Source organism: Roseburia hominis (assembly GCA_040702975.1).
GTDB classification, from domain to species: domain Bacteria; phylum Bacillota; class Clostridia; order Lachnospirales; family Lachnospiraceae; genus Allocoprococcus; species Allocoprococcus hominis_A.
In genome coordinates, this window is sequence record CP159990.1 from 165522 (window position 1) to 184592 (window position 19071).

The following is a 19071-nucleotide window of genomic DNA, read 5'->3' on the forward strand; positions in this document are numbered from 1 at the left end:
GCTTCTATTCGCAGTGTTAAGGGCACAGCAACCACACTATCTTCCACAAAATGTGTCTCATAGAAGGAAATGTTATCATCCACAGAGAGATACTATTACCAGATCAAACTCTCCATGCGCAGATGCTTCCAGAGGATTCTTTCTTTTTCACGCTTCATTCTGCAATATAAAGTCTGGATAGAGAGCTTTGAAGACTCTCACTATCTTCGGCATTAGCGCCACAGATCGATGAGCTGAGATTCCTATGGGCATTGTCCCGACTTGTATGCTGTAATATCAGATATCTGCTCTTCGATCTGGTGCTCTAGATCCAGCACCTTCCGATCTATGCAGAGAATGTGTGTGCATCGGCTAATGTGAGGACATACTTAAGTTGTTTAAGGTTCATGCGGGTGCCATTATATAGAGTTTCTTCTGCCTTTAGCAAAGTCGCCGTAATAATCTGATCCATATCGTAGTACTTGTACTCGCCGATTCAACCACTTAATGAAGAGTCCACAAATGTTCCATCATACTTCTAATCTCATCTTCCGATTTCTGCTTTACTACAATATTGGGACTCTACCCAAACACGATGCAGTTGTCAGGAATGCTCTCATTAAGCAAGTATGCATTTGCAGAGACGATGACATTACTGCCAATGTGTGAATCACCGAGAATCTTGCTGTTGGCGTACATTAGTATAGAATCACCCAAGGTAGGATAACTGAGTTTCCCATTCTTACGGTTCCCGCCGATAGTGGTTCCTTGATACAAAAACAGATACTCTCCTATTGTTGCCCTTCCCACTACCGATCCCAATGGGTGCTCGGCAGACCAGATGGACGGAAACTGAACAGCATAAAACCAATCAACAGAATTCATAATTTTGTTAAGGTAATATACATTATCCGCAGCATCCTGATACTCATCCAAATAAAGCTGATTCGCATAGGTGCACAGAAAAACAGCATACTGAGCAGAATGCGTTACATGAAATGCAGCCTGTCCATCTGATTGAAAGATGGAACCTTTTCGATGAGAGAAGTTGTATTCTGTGCGTATTAGAGCTTTCTTAAGCGATGAGTATGCTTCTTCCGGTACCCCTCCCGATAGCCAAAAATTGCTGATCTGGTGGTTTACCAATTCAAAAATCTCCTGGTCTGTATATTCACAAATCATGTCAGCTTCCTCTTCATGAAGGCAAACGCGGTAGAAAACTCATCTTTATTTTCAAACAGATATTTCGCTATTACCTGCATTAATTCAAAATCGTTCTCGTGGTCAAGATCAAGAATCCCCGTATCGTACATCTGAATAATCTCGCAATATCCGTCCAGTACGCCTTTTCCTGTTTGGAGAAACGCAGGATTGTAAGCATACAATGAAGCATTCATATCGTAAACGGCAGGAGCCTGCTGCCTTGCCACAAAGTCAGAATTCAGGACTTTCTTCACGCCCTTCTCACTTTCTATGACCATGTTAAAATAGGGGTTCCTGCGAGAGCCCGTCACAGAAAATGTTACATCAGCGTTTACCTTCTTTTGCTTCTCAACTAATGCATCAATGTCTTTTGCAGTGCGAAGCGGAGAGGTAAGATCAAGGTCGACTACCATCACATAATGCCGTCTGGTCTTCTCCTTCATTTGAAGAAAAGTATCCAATATAACTGCTGTTTTAGGAATTCTGTCCTCGGCCAACTCTGCCTTCCTGTCTATCACAGACAGATCTATGAAGGGATTCTCCTCGGCCATCTTAATCAGTTCAGAGCTGTCGGTATTCACCGCTACATCGATATGGTCTGTCGCATATTCCTCAATATATTGCGCGATTGCCGCAAAAGTATAATATGGGAGCGGATACCCGAGAAACTCCCGGATATTTTTATTCTTAATCCCCTTTGAGCCGGCTCTGCCGCATACAGTAAATAAAATATTCATCATCTGTCACCTGCCCATCCTTGTGTCAACTTCATCGTATTGATTGCATCTTGAATGGAATTGTCTGAATCTCCTATTTTCATCAATTCCAAGAAATGGATAAGCTCTCTTTTCTGAAAATCATTTCTATGATCCCCAAAATTAATTACTTTCCCGGATTTCATAAATGTAATTTTGCCGGACACAAGGTCACCTACAACCGTATCGTCTTCGGTAAACAGCATAACCTCCCGGATTGTCTTTCTTCCAAAATAATCCAGATGAAGCTCTACAAACTTATCCGCATATTCAGCAATATAAAGTGCAGTATCCTCACAGTTCAGTTCGAGATTAGATTTCTTACCACTCTTATATATGACATCTGTGGGCATTCCAAACAAATACTTCAGATAATCCCACTCATGAATGAGGTCTATCGAAACTCCTCCGCCAAGTTCCTTATGCGAACTGTAAGTATCCCGGTAATCTATCCCAGGTCTCCACTCTGGCAAATAGCTGGAACTGATACACCTCACGCCTATGACTCGGTTTTCTTTTACAAACGTTTTCAAATACTGGATCACATTTGTGTATCGCAGAGGACACGCCACATAATATAGGTTATCTTCTCGTATGCAAAGATTCTCTGCTTGTTGTAGCTTACGGACAGAAGTCACGGGTTTTTCTATAAAAAAATTCGATGCTTTTCCGTTCACCTCAAAAAGAGTATCTAAATGAAAATCCGTAGGATTTGTAATAAAAATTGCGTCGTAGTTCCCTGGCAAATCATCTGTTGAATGATAGACCGTATCAATTCCTATATCCAAGTCCCAGCTATTTGATCTCCTGACGGCATCGACCAGCAGTGCAAACCCATGCTCTTCCGCAATCTCTTTCAGATTACTTATATGACGTTTAGCTATCGAACCGATCCCAATAAAACAGATTTTCATTGGATACCCTCGATTCTATCCAACCACTTAAGTGTAGTCAGATCTTTTTCAAAACCATAAGTCTGATCCTTGTCTCCCCGTACAACGGCAAAAAACTCCTCAATCTCATTTTCATAAGCATTTTCAATGACAGTTGCTTGGTAACCATCCATGTGTTCTATGCTTCTATACAACTGAATCTGATTTAGTGTCTTTGCCTCAATGTTATATTCTTCCAATCCTTGTGGGGTTCCATCCCATGAGAGATATAAGTTCTCCGAATACACTTCAAAATTGCGGATTGCTTTCCTGCATACCACATCAATAATCAGCGATCCCTTATTGCCATTCTTGTGAGTAATCTGAATCATATAGTTGTCATCATAATTAAGGCCGAGACTGCTCATCGTCCCATGGATCGCAGCGACAGAATCTATTTCTCCGAATGCTTCCGTGAGCCAGGGCATCTCAATCGCCATAATCTCCCTACATCCATTTGTCCGCTTGTTGCCAACAAAAAAGTTTTTATAACTTTCCCATGGATGCCAATCCGGTAAATACTGACCTATATGATAGATGTAATTGACAGGGGCGTTTTGCGCTTTCACCTTTTCAGCAATATATTGTGTCTCCTCACGATAAAGGAAAGTGGATGACAAAAACAGGTATTTCCCTACCATGTTTGAAAGCTCAATATTTGCTTCATATCCATCTGAAACTAAATTAATCTCCGTAAAAACATGAAGCTTGTGTTGAAGGCATTCATAGATTATGGAATTGTGGCTCAATGGTGATGTACATACAAATGCGCAGTCAAATGCATCAATTTCAATTGCCTTCTGTATACTCTCTGCGGTTTCAATTCCATACAGTTGAGTTACCTCGCTCCTTCTTTCCGGATTGGAATCCACACCAATGATTTGATCCACATCTCCTCGTTTTTTTAAAAGCCTGATCCTGCGCTTTCCCATAGAGCCAAGGCCAATCAAAATAATTTTCATCATACGCACCTCCTTAAGCTGCGAGGTGCGCACAGGAGGACACAAATGTTACTTTTCTGAGTACCCCCCCCGAATTAAAAATTCGGCATATTCAAAATCCTCAATTGTATCAATATCTACGCTTCTATTTCTATTCATAATGTAGGCGTACTCCTTACCATCTAATATTTTTATTGCGCCTTCCTCATATACAATCTTTCGGATATAGAGAGCGCCATTAATTCTGTAGTATGTCATGAGCAGCTGCCTTGGCACTTCCGCAAGCCCTCTCCGGAATTCCGTTAAAGACAAACTCTCATCCAACGTCATGGACCACAGTGGTGAATGATCCATCTCGCAAACTGCGGTGATCGCATCTGCATTTTTATTTTCCAATTCACGATAACCTGCAACAATATCTTCCGCTGTCCTTAAAGGTGAAGTTGGCTGGAGCAAACATACCGTATCAAATCGATCATGATATCCCGACAAAACTTCTCTTACCACATCCCAACTTCCAGCCTTGTCGCCACTAGTTTGTGCTGACCGTAGAAACGGAACTTCAGCGCCATGCTTGCGTGCAATTGCAGCATATTGCTCATTGTCTGTAGATACCATGATGTGTGTAAATTTGCCGGATACCTTGGCCGCTTGGATACTATAACCAATCAGTGGTACTCCATTAAGCTTTCTAATGTTTTTATCCTTCAGCCCTTTTGATCCGCTTCGAGCTGGAATGATTGCTATATTATTCATACTCATCCCTCGATGTCATAAAAGGTTTTTCTAGGAATCACCGAGCCATTCCCGAAAACATCCTTCAGCTTTTCAATAATCTTTCCTGATGTGTTCCCGTCTCCATAGATGAATGAAGGATTGTGCCTCATTGAAGCCGCCTTCTCCATTGCTTCTATTATGTTATCTTTCTTTGTCTCACAGCAGATGATCGTATCAGCCATCAGGCGTCCCTTCTGCCGATTCCCGATATTTACTGTCGGAGTTCCAAGTGAAGGTGCCTCAATGATTCCGCTGGATGAATTTCCAAGCACGAACCTGCTGTGTTTAACAACGCTTAAGTATTTCCTCATGCCAAGAGACGCAACAAGATTCACCTTGCCGTTTCCTGCAGCAAATTGACTTAGAGCTTTATTTATCACCTCTCCACCCGCATCGGCATTTGCTTTCGTGATCAGGTAATAATATTGGCTTTGTTCTTTCATGGCCGCAATAAGTTCTTCAACCTGTTCTAATTCACTTCCAGCTTCCATAGTGACAGGGTGAAAAGTTACTAGAACCATCTCTATGTCTTCCGGAATGCCGATTTCTGACCTAACCTCTTTGTTTGAAAGAAGCGGAACGTGAAGAATGTTTTCGACACCTAATGCGCCGACATTGAACACACGATCCGGAGTCTCACCCATTTGAATGATTCGTTTACGGTATATTTCAGTTGACGGGAAATGGAGATAACTCATCTTGGTGATCGCATGACGAACACAATCATCGACCGCACCTTCGGTAAGTTCTCCGCCATGAAGGTGAGCGATAGGGATACTTGCATCCATTGCAGCTGCGCAGATACCAAGCATCTCAGTCCGATCTCCTAAAACGACAATACAATCTGGCTTTTCGGTTTCAAAGTATTCCGCAAAGCCTATGATGGCATTGGCCATGATTTTTGAAACCGCTAATGCGGTATCTCCCTCTATAAGGATTGGGATTCGCTTAAAGATGGGAATACCGTCTTTCTCTATCTCTGCTTGTGTATTACCATATTTCTCGCTGAGATGCGTCCCCGTGACCAACAATTGAAAATCAATCTCTTTCTCCTGATTAAGTTTCAGAATCAGTGGCCTTAAAATTCCATATTCTGCTCTTGTGGCAGTCACAACTGCTATCTTCATTTCAGTGCTTCTCCATTGATGATTTCATCTTCTGCGTAATCCTTGTCGGCAATCTTTCCGATAACTTCATACCACCTCATCGGATTGATACCATTTCCAGGACGTTTTACTGTGATATTCTCTTGAGAAAACTCCTCTCCCTTGGAAATTTGAACTCTTGCCACGATGCTCTTCCTGGCTACAGAAATATTTTTTGCTTCCGATACAGTTCTTCTTTTGATCCCATCCCCAAGTCCCGCTTCAACATGTCGGATAGCGAACACCATCCGTTTCAGTTCCTCTGGTTCAAGGCTCACTCTGTGATCAGGACCATCCATGGTTTTATCTAAGGTAAAATGCTTCTCAATGACTGTAGCTCCAAGGGCAACAGCCGCAACAGGGATCTCTATACCCACAGTGTGATCAGAATAACCCACGGGCATCTGTGTCTCCCGTTCGATATGCAGCATAGCTTTTAAATTTACATCTGAAAATGGGGTAGGATATTCCGTATTGCAATGAAGAAGCGTTAGCTTTCCAGCACCGCTTTCTCTAAGGACTCTAAGTGCATCATGAATTTCCTGCATTTCACACATACCGGTGGACATGACTATATCTCTTCCCGTTCTTCCTATTTTCTCAAGATACGGAAGATTTGTGATTTCCCCTGACGGCACCTTCCAGAAGTCCATGTCCAGTGTTTCCAAAAAGTCGATACTGTCCAAATCAAACGGTGTCGAAATAAATCCAATTTCAAGAGACTCACAATAATCCTTTAACTCACGAAAATCAGCAAAGGTAAGAGCCAGCTTCTCAAGCATCTGCAGCTGTGACTGGTCTACCCCGGTTGTCTCTTTCTGATATTCAGCTTTATCTGCATAACGTGATACGAGCTTTTTCGGTATGAATGTCTGGAACTTAATATAATCCACGCCGGCATCCTTGGCTTTTCTAACCATTTCCTTGGCTAATTCCATGCTGCCATTATGATTTACTCCCGCTTCTGCGATTATCAGAACTCTGTCCATCCTTAACTCCTTACAAGCTTAGCCGGAACTCCGACCACTTTTTCAAAATCATTTATATTGTTTAGAACAACTGAACCAGCGCCTACTGTCGCATTATTCCCAATTTGTATACCTTGTATCACTGTTGAATTTGCACCTACCAAACAATGATCTCCAATAGTCACTTCTCCACATATCGTTGCTCCTACCGCAATATGTGAGAAAGATCCTATCCTGTTGTCATGCTCAATGATTGCCCCCGTGTTTATGATGCACATTTTTCCTACAGTTGCATTGGCATTCACGACAGCTCTCTTCCCAACAAAAGCTCCTTCATTTATTATAGCATCGATAGCGACAGACGCCGTGGAATCAATTATAGCCGGAAACAGGAAGCCTATATTTTTCGCCTTTTCATAGATTCTATCTCTAATCAGAGATTTCCCCAAAAATCCAATTCCAAGCACAGCATTGGCCACACCACTTGCAAATATCTCTTCCAGTTTATTATCTGAGCCAAGATAAGTGATGTTATCCTGTTGTTTGTCTTCATTATCTGTGTAACCGGCGATTTCATATTTCCCCTGCCTGATTATACTGTCAGCGACACTCTTGCCATGACCACCATATCCTAAAATTACAATTTTATCCATTTCTCACTCACCATAGAGTCTTTTCCTCATATTTTCCAATTCTGGAAGTTGCCCCATATCCAGCCAGTCATTTTCGCTCACTGGATAGATGGCTACATTCCTTCCCTTATCCTTCTGTTGCTCTACCACATCCGGGAATCCGATTGATACACCATCTTCCATGTCATCCAAAACTTCCGGCTCCACAACATAAATCCCCGTATTCGTCAGAAACGATAACTGAGGTTTTTCTTTCATTTCCTTGATAACACCATCGATTCCCATCTCGACTACGCCATAAGGGATCTGAAGATTTTTATATGCGCAGATCATCGTGATAGCATTTTTATGTTCCTTGTGGAAACGGATAATACTGTCATAGTTCGATAAAAGCAGATTGTCGCAATTTGTGAAAAAGAAGGTCTCATGGAGTGTACCCTTGAGTAATGTTAAGCCGCCACCAGTATTGAGTGGTTTTTCTTCTTCATACCATGAAATGTCATACTCTCCTTCCTTTTCGGCAAAATACCCCTTCATGATTTGCTTTTTATAATTCACTATGATATGAAATCTATTGCAATCATACCCCATGAAGCGTTGCATTATATGCTCGATAACGGGTAACTCGCCTACCGGAATAAGCGGTTTGGGAAGTACTCTGGTATAAGGGTCCAGTCGTGTACCTTTTCCGCCAGCATTGATGACAACAGGTATGTTTAAAGAAACTTTCGGAACTTCAATCTCACCATTTCCAAGATAAATACTGACAATCTTGTCTTCTTCATCAAGGACAGGAATCGCTATATAGTTTTTTTTGTGAAACAAAGATATCGCTTCGTCAAATGTACGAGCATATTTGGGACGCTTATTTGCGGCTTCTATGACATTCCCATCAAGCCGTCCTCCAGAAAGCAAATATCGCCTGATGTCTCCATCGGTAAGACAGCCAACTAATTTCCCATCCCCATCAGAAATCATCAAGATTCCACATGTATTGGCATCTATCTTCTGCATTGCCTCAGACACTGTCATTGTGGACATTCCTATAAATTTTTGAAGCTCACAATCAATCATTTTGCCAACTCCTTAAGCGTAGCCATTACTCGCTCTGCTGCGTATTTGATATCATCCTCTGTTAACTGTGTACTGGAAGGAACGTTTAAAATACGAGTGGCGTAATATGGGCCTTTCTCCAGTTCAAAGCACTCTTCCTTTATATATGGAAGCTGCTCATTGATCAAGCCCCAGATTGCACGGGTTTCTACCCCGTCACCCTGCAGCTTTGTGATAATCTCCCTCATGGAAGCACTGACTTTTGTGCGATCAATCAGCAGTGAGTAGAACCACTGGTTGGAATATGTACCAGAGCGATAAGGCAAGAGCATACCAAGTTCAAAGTTGGAGAACAGGTTCTTGTAGAGATTATAGTTCCTGTGCTTCCGCTCTATGAACTCTTCAAGTTCCTCCATCTGAGCCACACCCAAAGCCGCCTGAATATTTGTCATCCGATAGTTATAGCCCACTTCATTATGGATGTAGTAATGTGGATCGTTCTTTGCCTGGGTGGAGAGATAACGGATGTGGTCAACAACTACTGTTTCATTTGCAGTGACCGCACCTCCACCTCCGGTTGTAATGATCTTGTTTCCGTTGAAAGAATATGCTCCAAAGTGACCGATTGTTCCGGCATACTTCCCGGTATATCTGCCTTTCGTGTATCTTGTTCCGAGAGCCTCTGTGGCATCCTCAATCACTTTAATGTTGTGTTCTTCAGCAACATTCATAATGCCTTCCATATCCGCCATGTTGCCAAAAACATGAACGACAACCAAAGCACGGACAACTTTACCGTTGTGAGTCAGATGCCCGTCAACCATCTCACACTTCTCTTCGCAAAAGCGCTTTAATTTAACCGGATCCATACAAAGACTATCGTCACAATCAATAAATACAGGCTCAGCGAACTGATATTTCACCGGATTAACCGCCGCGATAAACGTCACTGGTGGGACAAGCACGATATCTCCGGGCACAACACCTGCTTCAACAAGAGAAAGGTGCAGTGCGGAAGTACCGCTTTGACAGGCACATACATTACCCGTATGGAGAAATGCCGCCAGTCTCTTTTCCAGCTCAGTGATATACGCACCACCAGTAGAAACCCATCCCTGGTCGATTGCATCATCCACATATTTTCGTTCGTTTCCTTCAAAATTCGGAATCGAAAGCGGAATAAACCTTCCCATTGTACTATCCTCCTGTAATTCTTTACATTTTACTATCAAGCGATTTACCCTTCTCCATATGCTCAAAATTAGGCAAATACGCTTTCATGATCTTCACAATTTCTTCTTTAGTGGTTTCTGACTTAAATGCAGCAATCAACTGATTAAAGAGTGCCGCAACCTTCTCTTTATTGGGAATCTCCTTATTTGTGACTACTCCCAGGGAAATGAGCCGATCCAGATCAACTGTTTCCGAATCAGTGTAGAACTCTTCATACGATTTCTCTCCGGATGTATCCGAAATGGAATAATGTACAGGATAGAGCCTACTGTCGGATTTCAAATCTTCAGCTTTGTCGATAGCCTCAGCATCAGAATTGCAACGCAGAACCTCGTAGCCCTGAGATTCCAACAATTTGGTGGCAATCTCATCAAAACTCATCATCTGTGCTTCTTCCAGCTTTGGGAAGAATATCTCCCGGTTCTCTCCCAGCATACAGGCAAGAAGGCAAATCTGTCCTGATTCCTCCGGAGAAACAAAGTACCTGGTAACATCAGATGGTGCTGACAAAGGTTGCAGCTTCTGCATTCTCGCTAGGAATCCTGCCGGCAGTGAACCATTAGAGAATGCAACATTAGCAAACCGCGCCGTCTTAACCGGAAAACAATCTGAATAAGTGAAAATAACATCCTCCATGATACGCTTAGAGGCGCCCATGATATTTACAGGATTCGCAGCCTTATCTGTAGATACACAGAAGTATTCTTCTGGTGGGAACTCAGATAGTAAATCCAGAAGAAGTTTTGCATGCAGAACATTGTTTTGGAGCAATGCTTCCACAGAATAGATATCTTTTTCTGACCTGACATGCTTATGTGCAGAGAAATTACCCACAACATCAAACCCCCCTCTTGCCCGGAACATTTTCTCAAATACCGGAGAGGCAAAATCCATAGGATAGGTAATGTACTCATCCGGTACAAACATCCCTTTTGTAGAACGCAGATCCCTTGTTAGTTCTGCCAGAGCATTCTCGTTGTAATCCACAACAACAAGGGTTGCTGGTCTAAAGGGAAGCAGGGCACGAATGAAGGAAGACCCGATAGAACCAGCTCCGCCAACCACCAGTACAGTCTTTCCGGCAATCTTCTCAGATAACTTAGCCTTGTTCTTTTCTATGTCTGGATAAAACATAGATGATGGCCTCTTGATTACATATTTATTTATAAACTGATCTAGGAAAAACATATTTACTTACCTCCGATTCTCTTTTAATACCTCTTATTCCTTTTTTAGAATCTTAAATATAAGATTCTTGTGCTTATATAGTTCAAATACAATGATCGCTACAGCGACAACAACTGTGATATACCGCACCATTTGCTGCTCATATAGATGATTAATTTCTAAGGTCATTCCGCACATCACCACAACTAGAGCAATAACAAACCGATTGTCAAAGGTCTTTTGCATACCCATTCTCTTGACCAAGAGCATATGTACTGCCAAAAGAAATACGTAACCGGCTAAAGTTGTGTAAGCAGCAGCAATATAACCATACCGTGGTATAAAGTAAGCATTCAGACTGTAGTTGAGAAGAGCTGCACCAACGCTGGCAAATGCCATACCTACGGTTTTTTTCTTGAATTGTTCGACATTAACATATAATGAATATAGGAACTGACAAACGCACCCCATTGCAACTGGGGGCATAACATATTTTGCTTCCAAGTAGCTTTTTCCACCCATAATCAGCAAAATCTCGGGAGCAAGGAGCATCATCACTATGGCAAGAGCGGAAAACATTAGGATATAATACCTGGAAATCTTTTTAATGCTCTTGTAATCCTTTTCGTTAAGCTTATCTCCCAACCATGGTGAAAACGCACTGTTCATAGATGTCATAAGCAACGTAACCATATGGCCACATGAATAAGCTATGGTATACAGAGCATTATCCGCAGAACCGCAAATTTGGGTAATCATGATCCTGTCTACAGAGTTCAAAACTTGTAAAGACAGCAGATGCGGAATGTATGGGATACAGATTTTCAGAGCATACGGTATTGCGGAAAAAACAATATCCTTACCATCTCTTATAAAATAAGAAAGCAACAACAAGCCAATAACAGCAATCGGTAAAACTGCACCTAACACTCTGCCGGTCAGCTTATCCTGCATAAATACTACTAGCAGAACGGAAACAATTGTAGTGCTCACAGCAACAGTTAGTGCAACAAAAACAGAACGTTTGTATTGATACATATACCTTTCATTGATTTGAAAGATATTGATGATTGCATTAAAGAAGCAGTACAAAAGAAGTAAGTTTGTGTACAATCTTCCGAATCCTAACATGCTGCTAAAGGTTCCTGAAAAGAGGTTCAAGACAATTGCCCATAAAGCAACCATCACAGCCGTCAGAAAAACTATAGTCCTATTATATTTGTTTAAGTTGTCCTTAAAATCAAATTTAGCACTAATTAGGCTAGACTCCATTCGCATCGTTACAATTATCACAGCAATGTTCATCCACGATTGGAAGTTGCTGTAATCACCATACTGTTCATGGGTTAGAAGTCTTGAAAATATCGGTGTCGTTATCAATGTCATCCCACGGACAACGAGATTCGATAAAATGTACCAAAATCCCGATTTTAAGGCTTTTGAATTATTATCCATTCAACTACCTCTCGCACAAGCTCTCACGCTTAACCATAGTGAAAACATGTGCATCACAACTCTATCATGCTTAAGAAAGACATTAGTTGCTCCTTCGTTGCAGGTGCTACCACTCTTTCAGGATTCTTATATATCCTCTTAAACTTTTCAAAAATAGGTTCAAAGATCTCACTACTTCGAGTATGAGAAAGAATTCTATGAAGACTAATAACAATTGGTTCCTTATCAAACAAGATTACTGGTGTGAAAATCGCGGTAGATGTATAAGAAACCAGTATTCTGTTTTCTATATCTGACATACCACTATATAAAACTTCCATTGGAAGCTCTTGTTTCTTATATAACTCTATCTCAACATTTGTCCTCTCAACACTTCTTGGATGAGGCTTGCAAACCACATTTGTTTTTCCTATATATTCAGTGATTAATGAATAACATTTATCAATTTCATCATAATCGGCGTCAGTTAAATCCTTAAAAGGCCGTAGAGTATCAAAAATAATGCACTTTTCATTAATCTCGTCATCTTTCCCAACTGAAAAGATATCAAGCAGCATATGTCTTGTCTCTTCAGTAAAAGCAAGTCTAGGCATCTGCGTGACTGGCAATATTCCCACACTTTCAGGTGGTTCTACCAAAGGAGGAACATTTGCCATCATGCTGGTTCTCTCTGGTATATCCAATTTCCATCCCAGAAGCTTTTCTGCTGCTAATTTCATCCTGGTAGCATTGAGAGGATGGGAATTCGCTGCATAGGTTCCGAGACCATCCTCATATACAACTCGTGTCATATCTGAATTTCTATCCAACAAAACCTTATGAAGGATCGTTTTTGGAAATGCCCTGCTGGATGAATAGTATGTTTTATAGGCAATATTCTTAGGCAAGAAAGGAGATGCCATTCTGTGTGCGAATAGCATCTGGAGAAAACCTTGTACTCTCCCGGGCGCTCCGATCTTTGAGCAATCAACAGGAATAACTTTTTGAAAAATTTTGTACTTTTCAAGTCTTTTAGCAACTTCCTCATAATGGGGGAACATCCCAAAGATGTAGAGATCTGCTTCCAAGCCCAAACAAAGAGTAATGCTGATTGCTCCAATCACCTGATATGGAGTCGTACACGCAAAATATGCATCTTTTAATTCATAGTTTTGTCTTTCCATTTTATCTCACTATTCTTCTATAAATTCTATTATGTTATAGTCTTGTTCTCCTATTGCTTTATACTTTTCACATACGACTCCATATAAGGCCAAAGGACAAGATAAAGCATAATCGGCATGCCGTACTGGCCAAATATAAATTTATCTGTCATTCCTCTTATTATTACTGATATCATCGCAATTGCTATCAAATGCTGTCCATTCTTAAATTCGTATATTAAACTCTTAATTGCTACAATCAAAAATGCTAACAATGCTATCAAACCATTACATGCGTGCAACTGTAAAAAGCTATTATGAGTATTATAATTATATGAAACTATTACTGGTATGTACTTAAGTGGAGTTCCGAAAAATAAATACACAATGCTTTCTTTTGTTTTATTGAAATAACTTCCCCAGATTATCTCACGTGCCGTATTATCTGTACCTCTAGACTGCCACTTTCCAAGATTCATGAAGCTATCAAATATATTAACATTCCTAAAAGACATTACAGCAAGAAATATAATAACAGCAATTGCCATTATAATGTAATTTCGAGTACTCTTTTGGGCATAAGATCGTAAATAATATACTAAAATAAGTACTAACAGAACCGAACAGGATAGGATGCCTCCTCTCCCTCTAGCCCAAATCGAAAGCAAAAAACTCAACATAGCCGGTAATATATCAAAAATTCTAAATTCATGGTTTGAATTTTGTATGCATAAATAATAATAGGCACATGACAAAACAAGTAATACGGAAACATAATTTCCGCTACTTATCAAAATCGTACTTGCATACCCTCCTCTAAAATAGACTGTTAGGAAAACGAAAGCGCTCACATAGAAACACACTAAACCATTCTTATATGTCTGTGGATATACAAACATTGCAACTAAAACACCAAAAAGGAGTAAATCATTAACCAAATCACGATATCCTACATTTCCTATAATTATGCAATTGATTAGTTCTGTAAAAATATATATAACAATTGTAAGTGTTAGTGCAGAGTTTAAGATTTTTTTATCAAAAACAAGTTTCACAAGTCCTATAATTCCAGTTACATACAAAACCCCTAAATAAATAGTCGTTCCATGGTCAGTCATCCTATAAAGGTTTACTACCCAAAAGAGCACAGGTAACCACGACAACCAGTCTTTCTTCATAGGTTTTGTAATTAGAATTTTAGATCCTTTAATTTGCATCTTCTTCCATTCCTTATTAACATTATTTATAATAATTATTCCATCTGAACTTCTTTATATTGTCTGTTTCCTTATCTATTTCTTCACATAAAAATTGGATCAACTCGTTAAATATGATATATTCTCTGAATCATAACTTTCAGATATACTATTTTCATTCTCATCTTGACATATTTGTTCAAAATTCATATTTTCTATATGTTTTGTTTTCTTTAATGTTTAATGTTTTCTCTTTGCCATATCTTTCTGATAAGTCATCACATGTTCTATTGCATAACTAAAGAAAGGAACCGGATCAGCCCATGAAAAAATATAATCTTTCTGCTTAAAGCAGTAAAACCATGACGGATGAACTTTGAACCTATCAGGGTTTTTTATGAGCCACATAAAATCCGTGTGAAAATAACGGAGAGCCAAATGTTCCGGGATAGGTTTAGTCATGGGAACTAATCTTTTCCCATAAGCCAGGTCGAGCATATTTCTAACGGGCTCCGTTCCAGCCCATTCACAAATTTTTATACTCGCAGGAATACGTCCATTAATTTCCATAACCTTAGGTGTTTCATCACGAGGATCCATGATAAAACCTATATGGCCAAAGCTCGTCCATCCTAAAGCTTCGAGTAATCTATTTGAACTATCAATCATAACTGGATGGTTGATTGTTCTGATATAACATCCTGGACCACCATCAATTGGAAACCATCTGCAAGATTCAACGACAAGCGTTGCCTGGGGCTTGTGACCCTTATCCATCATCACATAACCACCATATTGAAGGCCACCCTTTGGAATAAGCTCTTGTATAACATATTCCTCCGGGACAATCGTTCCGTCAGCTATATATCTATCCAGCTCATCTCGGTTCATAATCCGTTTAAAACCAGCGGCACCACTGCCTTTTCTGGGTTTCGCACAGATCGGAAACGAAACTTTGGACAAATACTCTTCCATCGTTTCATCATCCATTTTGGTAATAGGACAAGGAATTCCATTTTCCATGCAAGCTTTCATAGTGAGTTGTTTGTCGTAAGCTTTAAGGAAAGCTTCTCTAGGGGCAGCGATGATTTTAAGTTCTGGATACTTTTCCTGTATTTCCCCACCGATACATATATCAGTAGCTCTCTCCAAGATTGGAAAAAGCATATCATATCCATTTCCCAACTCCTTTTCTATTGCTGTGCGATAAATATCTACATCTTCCCTTATTCCATGAACTACAACTCTCTTGCTCGGATAATGAGACGTATATCCCACATCCAGCTTAGATTCACACATCGTAGTAACTTTGCAACCAAGTCCATGTAATTGGTGAAGAAGACTTGGAATCTGTCTGCCATAGCCATCTAAAAGAAGGACTTTTTTCCCTTTATAACTCGATTCTGCCACTTTATTCGCTCCTCAACGGATACACCGCTTTATTTAATAAGTAAGTTTTTTCATTTTCACCAAGGATTCCTTTAAGCACTGCATAACTAGCATTGACAACCCATTGAGGAATCCAAAGAACCCGCTTGGCTCGACCTTCAGCTTTTTCCGCCAGTATGTACGCAACTGTATCCATCATCACATTATCCTTGATAATCCTTATATCATTCTTTGGCTCTTCTTGACACCAATCAACCATTGCGTTAACTGCATTGTTTATATTAAGAATTTCAAACTGCGTTCCTTTCCCAATCTTGTAGGCAAGACTAGGATATTTCAGGTAGTACCTCTTCTGTATATCTCTCTTAATCGTATCTGTATATACAGGAGAGAATCTAAAAATAGTGTGATGGGGAAGCTTTCGACACTCGGCCTCTGCTAATGCCTTACTCTTCCCATAGTTGCTCACAGGATTAAGTTTTGTCTCTCCATTCACAGGCTTCTTTCCATCGTAGAAACCATAGACATCAACTGTACTAATAAAAAGAACTGGTCGGTCGTTTGCTACTTCAAATACATTTTTTGCGCATTCTACATTAACATGATAATAGCAATCCCAAGAAAGATCTGGTTCATCCTCTGTGTGTGCCAATGCGGCAAGATGGATGAACCGATCCACTTTATTGCTATCAGCGATTTCTTTTAATCTTTCTTCATCTCCAAGATCTGCACTATAGTGGTAATAGTTCCCACCACAAGTCTGATCCCTGCTTCTATCTATTCCAACAACAGTATGCCCCGCATTAAGAAGTCCTTGAACAAGCTGAGATCCAATCATACCACTTGATCCAGTAACTAAAATAGTCATCTCTTCACCTCTTCCAGTGCCCTTCTATCACCATTAACCGCATCAATGAGTTCTTCTAAAATGTCGACTGGTGTATGATGCGTAATCGTTCCCCAGATGCATCTCACCGTTTGCCAAATCATCTTGATGTCATATCCTATGGCTTGCTCACCTACATAGTAGCGGTCGAGAGCTAACCGTGTAGGCGCAACCTTATCCATGTATTCTTCTTCGTCCTCGATATCGTCGCCATAAAGATAGTCATAGAGAGCTGCGGGAGATGCTAAACCCGGTTTCAACAATGCCACAATTGCATTCTCCCCACCTCTAGTTATCGGAATCTGATCAACTGCTGCAGGACGCGGACCAACCACAGCCATGTCACCCTTCAATATGTTAATAAGCTGGGGCAGCTCATCAATTTTCAGCCGCCGAATCAGCTCTCCAAAACGAAATATGCGGTTTGTATCAGCTCTCAGGCTTTTCTCATCTGCGTTCTTATCCACTCGCATGGATCGGAATTTATACATCAGGAACTCTTTATTGTCTTTTCCCACTCTGTGTGCCATATAAAATACTGGCCCTGGATCGGAAATCTCAATCCCCAGTATGGCAAAAATCCAAATAGGAGACGTCCCGATGATTCCGAGTAATGAGCAGATTATATCAAATCCTCTCTTTACGGATTCATATACTGGTTTTTCTTTAATCCTGTAATGGTGTTCCATCTCTTCTATCCTCTCTTAAATGCGCATTCAAATGCCTCCGCATAATTGCAGCCTGCCTGTACACCACGGTAGGCAGCCAGCCCTTCCAGTGCTTCCACCGAACGGGGATGAGGATATGGCCGCATAACACCTTTATAAGCAGATAAAGCCTTAAGCTTAACGTCCACACCTGTTTTTCCAATCTCCACAAAATAATTTGGAGTAAATCGGTTTGCAGATGTATCAAAAGACCATTCTGTAGAAGAAGGGACTTCCATATAAAGCAGTTCCTTCAAAGCAGAGATGCTACCCCTTCTCTGGAACAGACGGCATGCTGCCTGCACTGCATAAGAAGTATTGACATGGTCGTTGTTTGTGTCCGACGGATGGTGCGTGATAATGGCCTCCGCATTCCAGTCCGCAATACAGGATTCAACAAACTGAACTAACTCCAAATGGGGAACCGTGTTCATTTTTATATTTGGAAAGCTGGCATGATAAGTCTTTTCCACACCAAGAAGAGTCAGCGCCTCTTCCTCGTCCGAAGATAATGTGGACGACAAATCTTTCCTCGCCGCTACCTGTGAAACCATGATTGCCACAGCTACTTTATGTCCTTCATTAATGAACTTATGTATTGTTGCGCCTACACCTAAAACTTCATCGTCCGGATGTGCTACTACTACTAAATAATTCATTTCTATCTCCCCATCTTCAAAGCCTAAAAGAAACTGACTTCTTTTCCTGTCGCTTCCCTATATTCCTTTGCAAAATCAGAATTACTATCGGCCGGTTCCACCATTGATTTCACCGTTGGTTCCACTGTCGCTTCCACCACCGGCTTTACGACCCTCTCCTGGTATACTAGCACCATACCCCCGGCTTCCAACTTTTTCTCGCTTTCAACTTTACCTCCGGCCTTTACGATTGCTCCGGCATTCACATGAACACAATCGCCTAGTATAACGTCATGATCAACAATCGCTCCGATTGAGATAATGCAGCCAACACCAACCTGTGTATTTGCATTCACAATCGCTTGCGGCTCAACTATCGTTCCTTTTTCTAGATGGCAGTTCTTGCTCACATAAGCAGTCGGATGTATAAAAACAGGTATCTCATATCCGATAGTCTTCAATTTATGTATCAATTCATTCCGCAGATGGTTATCTCCAATTCCAGCAAAAGCAGAATCATATATTTCGTGCAACCGCTCCAGATCAGAAACCTTTCCCACAGCAATGTCACTGCGGTCATCTACAAAATCTATCCTGTTATACTTTCCTGTCGCCTCGGCCACTTCTTTTACAACTCTGCCGTGTCCGCTAGCTCCCAATATCAGCAAATCCATCTGTGAGCCTCATAAAAATCTATCTGTTATGCGCGTGTGGACATCCACACAGCTGCTACTTCTCCAAAATTTATGTACTTTTCCACCCATTTCTGTCCTCGAACATTTGGTTGCTATTATCTCAACATCAAGATACTTTCTTCTCAAACGGCTTAATCCCTGCAAAGCACTTTGCCTCCGTTCTATTTATCATTTATCT

At 40.8% G+C, this 19071-nt stretch carries 19 protein-coding genes; all 19 read right to left on the bottom strand.

What is annotated here, in order from left to right; all coding sequences use genetic code 11:
- Positions 1–561: 561 nt before the first annotated feature.
- Positions 562–1161 carry a hypothetical protein gene (locus ABXS75_00680; GenBank protein XCP85360.1) on the bottom strand — a complete coding sequence of 200 codons (600 nt, stop codon included), beginning with the start codon at positions 1159–1161 and terminating at the stop codon, positions 562–564.
- Positions 1158–1922, bottom strand: coding sequence for an acylneuraminate cytidylyltransferase family protein (locus ABXS75_00685; protein ID XCP85361.1), 765 nt, complete (start codon positions 1920–1922; stop codon positions 1158–1160). Before ABXS75_00685 ends, ABXS75_00680 begins: the two co-directional genes overlap by 4 nt.
- Positions 1919–2851, bottom strand: a complete 933-nt coding sequence (locus tag ABXS75_00690) for a Gfo/Idh/MocA family oxidoreductase (GenBank protein XCP85362.1) — start codon at positions 2849–2851, stop codon at positions 1919–1921. Before ABXS75_00690 ends, ABXS75_00685 begins: the two co-directional genes overlap by 4 nt.
- Positions 2848–3834: a Gfo/Idh/MocA family oxidoreductase gene (locus tag ABXS75_00695; GenBank protein XCP85363.1), complete on the bottom strand. Its 987-nt coding sequence runs from the start codon at positions 3832–3834 to the stop codon at positions 2848–2850. The genes ABXS75_00690 and ABXS75_00695 overlap by 4 nt, the downstream gene beginning before the upstream one ends.
- Positions 3835–3879: 45 nt before the next feature.
- The gene (locus ABXS75_00700) at positions 3880–4566 is read right to left on the bottom strand and encodes an acylneuraminate cytidylyltransferase family protein (GenBank protein XCP85364.1); all 687 of its coding nucleotides are present in this window, start codon (positions 4564–4566) and stop codon (positions 3880–3882) included.
- A gap of 2 nt (positions 4567–4568) precedes the next feature.
- Entirely contained in the window at positions 4569–5714 is a 1146-nt protein-coding gene (gene neuC, locus ABXS75_00705) for a UDP-N-acetylglucosamine 2-epimerase (protein XCP85365.1), read from the bottom strand.
- A complete protein-coding gene (gene neuB, locus ABXS75_00710; protein XCP85366.1) occupies positions 5711–6721 on the bottom strand; it encodes an N-acetylneuraminate synthase in 1011 nt (336 codons plus the stop codon). Before neuB ends, neuC begins: the two co-directional genes overlap by 4 nt.
- Before the next feature lie 2 nt (positions 6722–6723).
- A complete protein-coding gene (locus tag ABXS75_00715; protein XCP85367.1) occupies positions 6724–7353 on the bottom strand; it encodes an acetyltransferase in 630 nt (209 codons plus the stop codon).
- Positions 7354–7356: 3 nt separating this feature from the next.
- On the bottom strand, positions 7357–8406 hold the full coding sequence (locus ABXS75_00720; protein ID XCP85368.1) for a sugar phosphate nucleotidyltransferase: 1050 nt from the start codon (positions 8404–8406) through the stop codon (positions 7357–7359).
- Positions 8403–9578, bottom strand: coding sequence for a LegC family aminotransferase (locus ABXS75_00725; protein XCP85369.1), 1176 nt, complete (start codon positions 9576–9578; stop codon positions 8403–8405). The genes ABXS75_00720 and ABXS75_00725 overlap by 4 nt, the downstream gene beginning before the upstream one ends.
- A gap of 22 nt (positions 9579–9600) precedes the next feature.
- Positions 9601–10752, bottom strand: coding sequence for a polysaccharide biosynthesis protein (locus tag ABXS75_00730; GenBank protein XCP85370.1), 1152 nt, complete (start codon positions 10750–10752; stop codon positions 9601–9603).
- A gap of 87 nt (positions 10753–10839) precedes the next feature.
- Positions 10840–12240, bottom strand: coding sequence for an oligosaccharide flippase family protein (locus ABXS75_00735; GenBank protein XCP85371.1), 1401 nt, complete (start codon positions 12238–12240; stop codon positions 10840–10842).
- 53 nt (positions 12241–12293) lie between these two features.
- A complete protein-coding gene (locus ABXS75_00740; protein ID XCP85372.1) occupies positions 12294–13403 on the bottom strand; it encodes a polysialyltransferase family glycosyltransferase in 1110 nt (369 codons plus the stop codon).
- Between the two features lie 50 nt (positions 13404–13453).
- Positions 13454–14599, bottom strand: coding sequence for an O-antigen ligase family protein (locus ABXS75_00745; protein ID XCP85373.1), 1146 nt, complete (start codon positions 14597–14599; stop codon positions 13454–13456).
- Between the two features lie 219 nt (positions 14600–14818).
- Positions 14819–15988 (bottom strand): ATP-grasp domain-containing protein, encoded by a 1170-nt coding sequence (locus ABXS75_00750; protein XCP85374.1) that lies wholly within the window; start codon positions 15986–15988, stop codon positions 14819–14821.
- Position 15989: 1 nt separating this feature from the next.
- A complete protein-coding gene (locus ABXS75_00755; GenBank protein XCP85375.1) occupies positions 15990–16835 on the bottom strand; it encodes an NAD(P)-dependent oxidoreductase in 846 nt (281 codons plus the stop codon).
- Positions 16832–17542, bottom strand: coding sequence for a sugar transferase (locus tag ABXS75_00760; protein ID XCP85376.1), 711 nt, complete (start codon positions 17540–17542; stop codon positions 16832–16834). The genes ABXS75_00755 and ABXS75_00760 overlap by 4 nt, the downstream gene beginning before the upstream one ends.
- A 5-nt stretch (positions 17543–17547) precedes the next feature.
- Positions 17548–18219 (bottom strand): PIG-L deacetylase family protein, encoded by a 672-nt coding sequence (locus ABXS75_00765; protein XCP85377.1) that lies wholly within the window; start codon positions 18217–18219, stop codon positions 17548–17550.
- 23 nt (positions 18220–18242) lie between these two features.
- Complete coding sequence (locus ABXS75_00770) at positions 18243–18872, bottom strand: hypothetical protein (GenBank protein ID XCP85378.1); 630 nt, start codon at positions 18870–18872, stop codon at positions 18243–18245.
- Between the last annotated feature and the right edge of the window lie 199 nt (positions 18873–19071).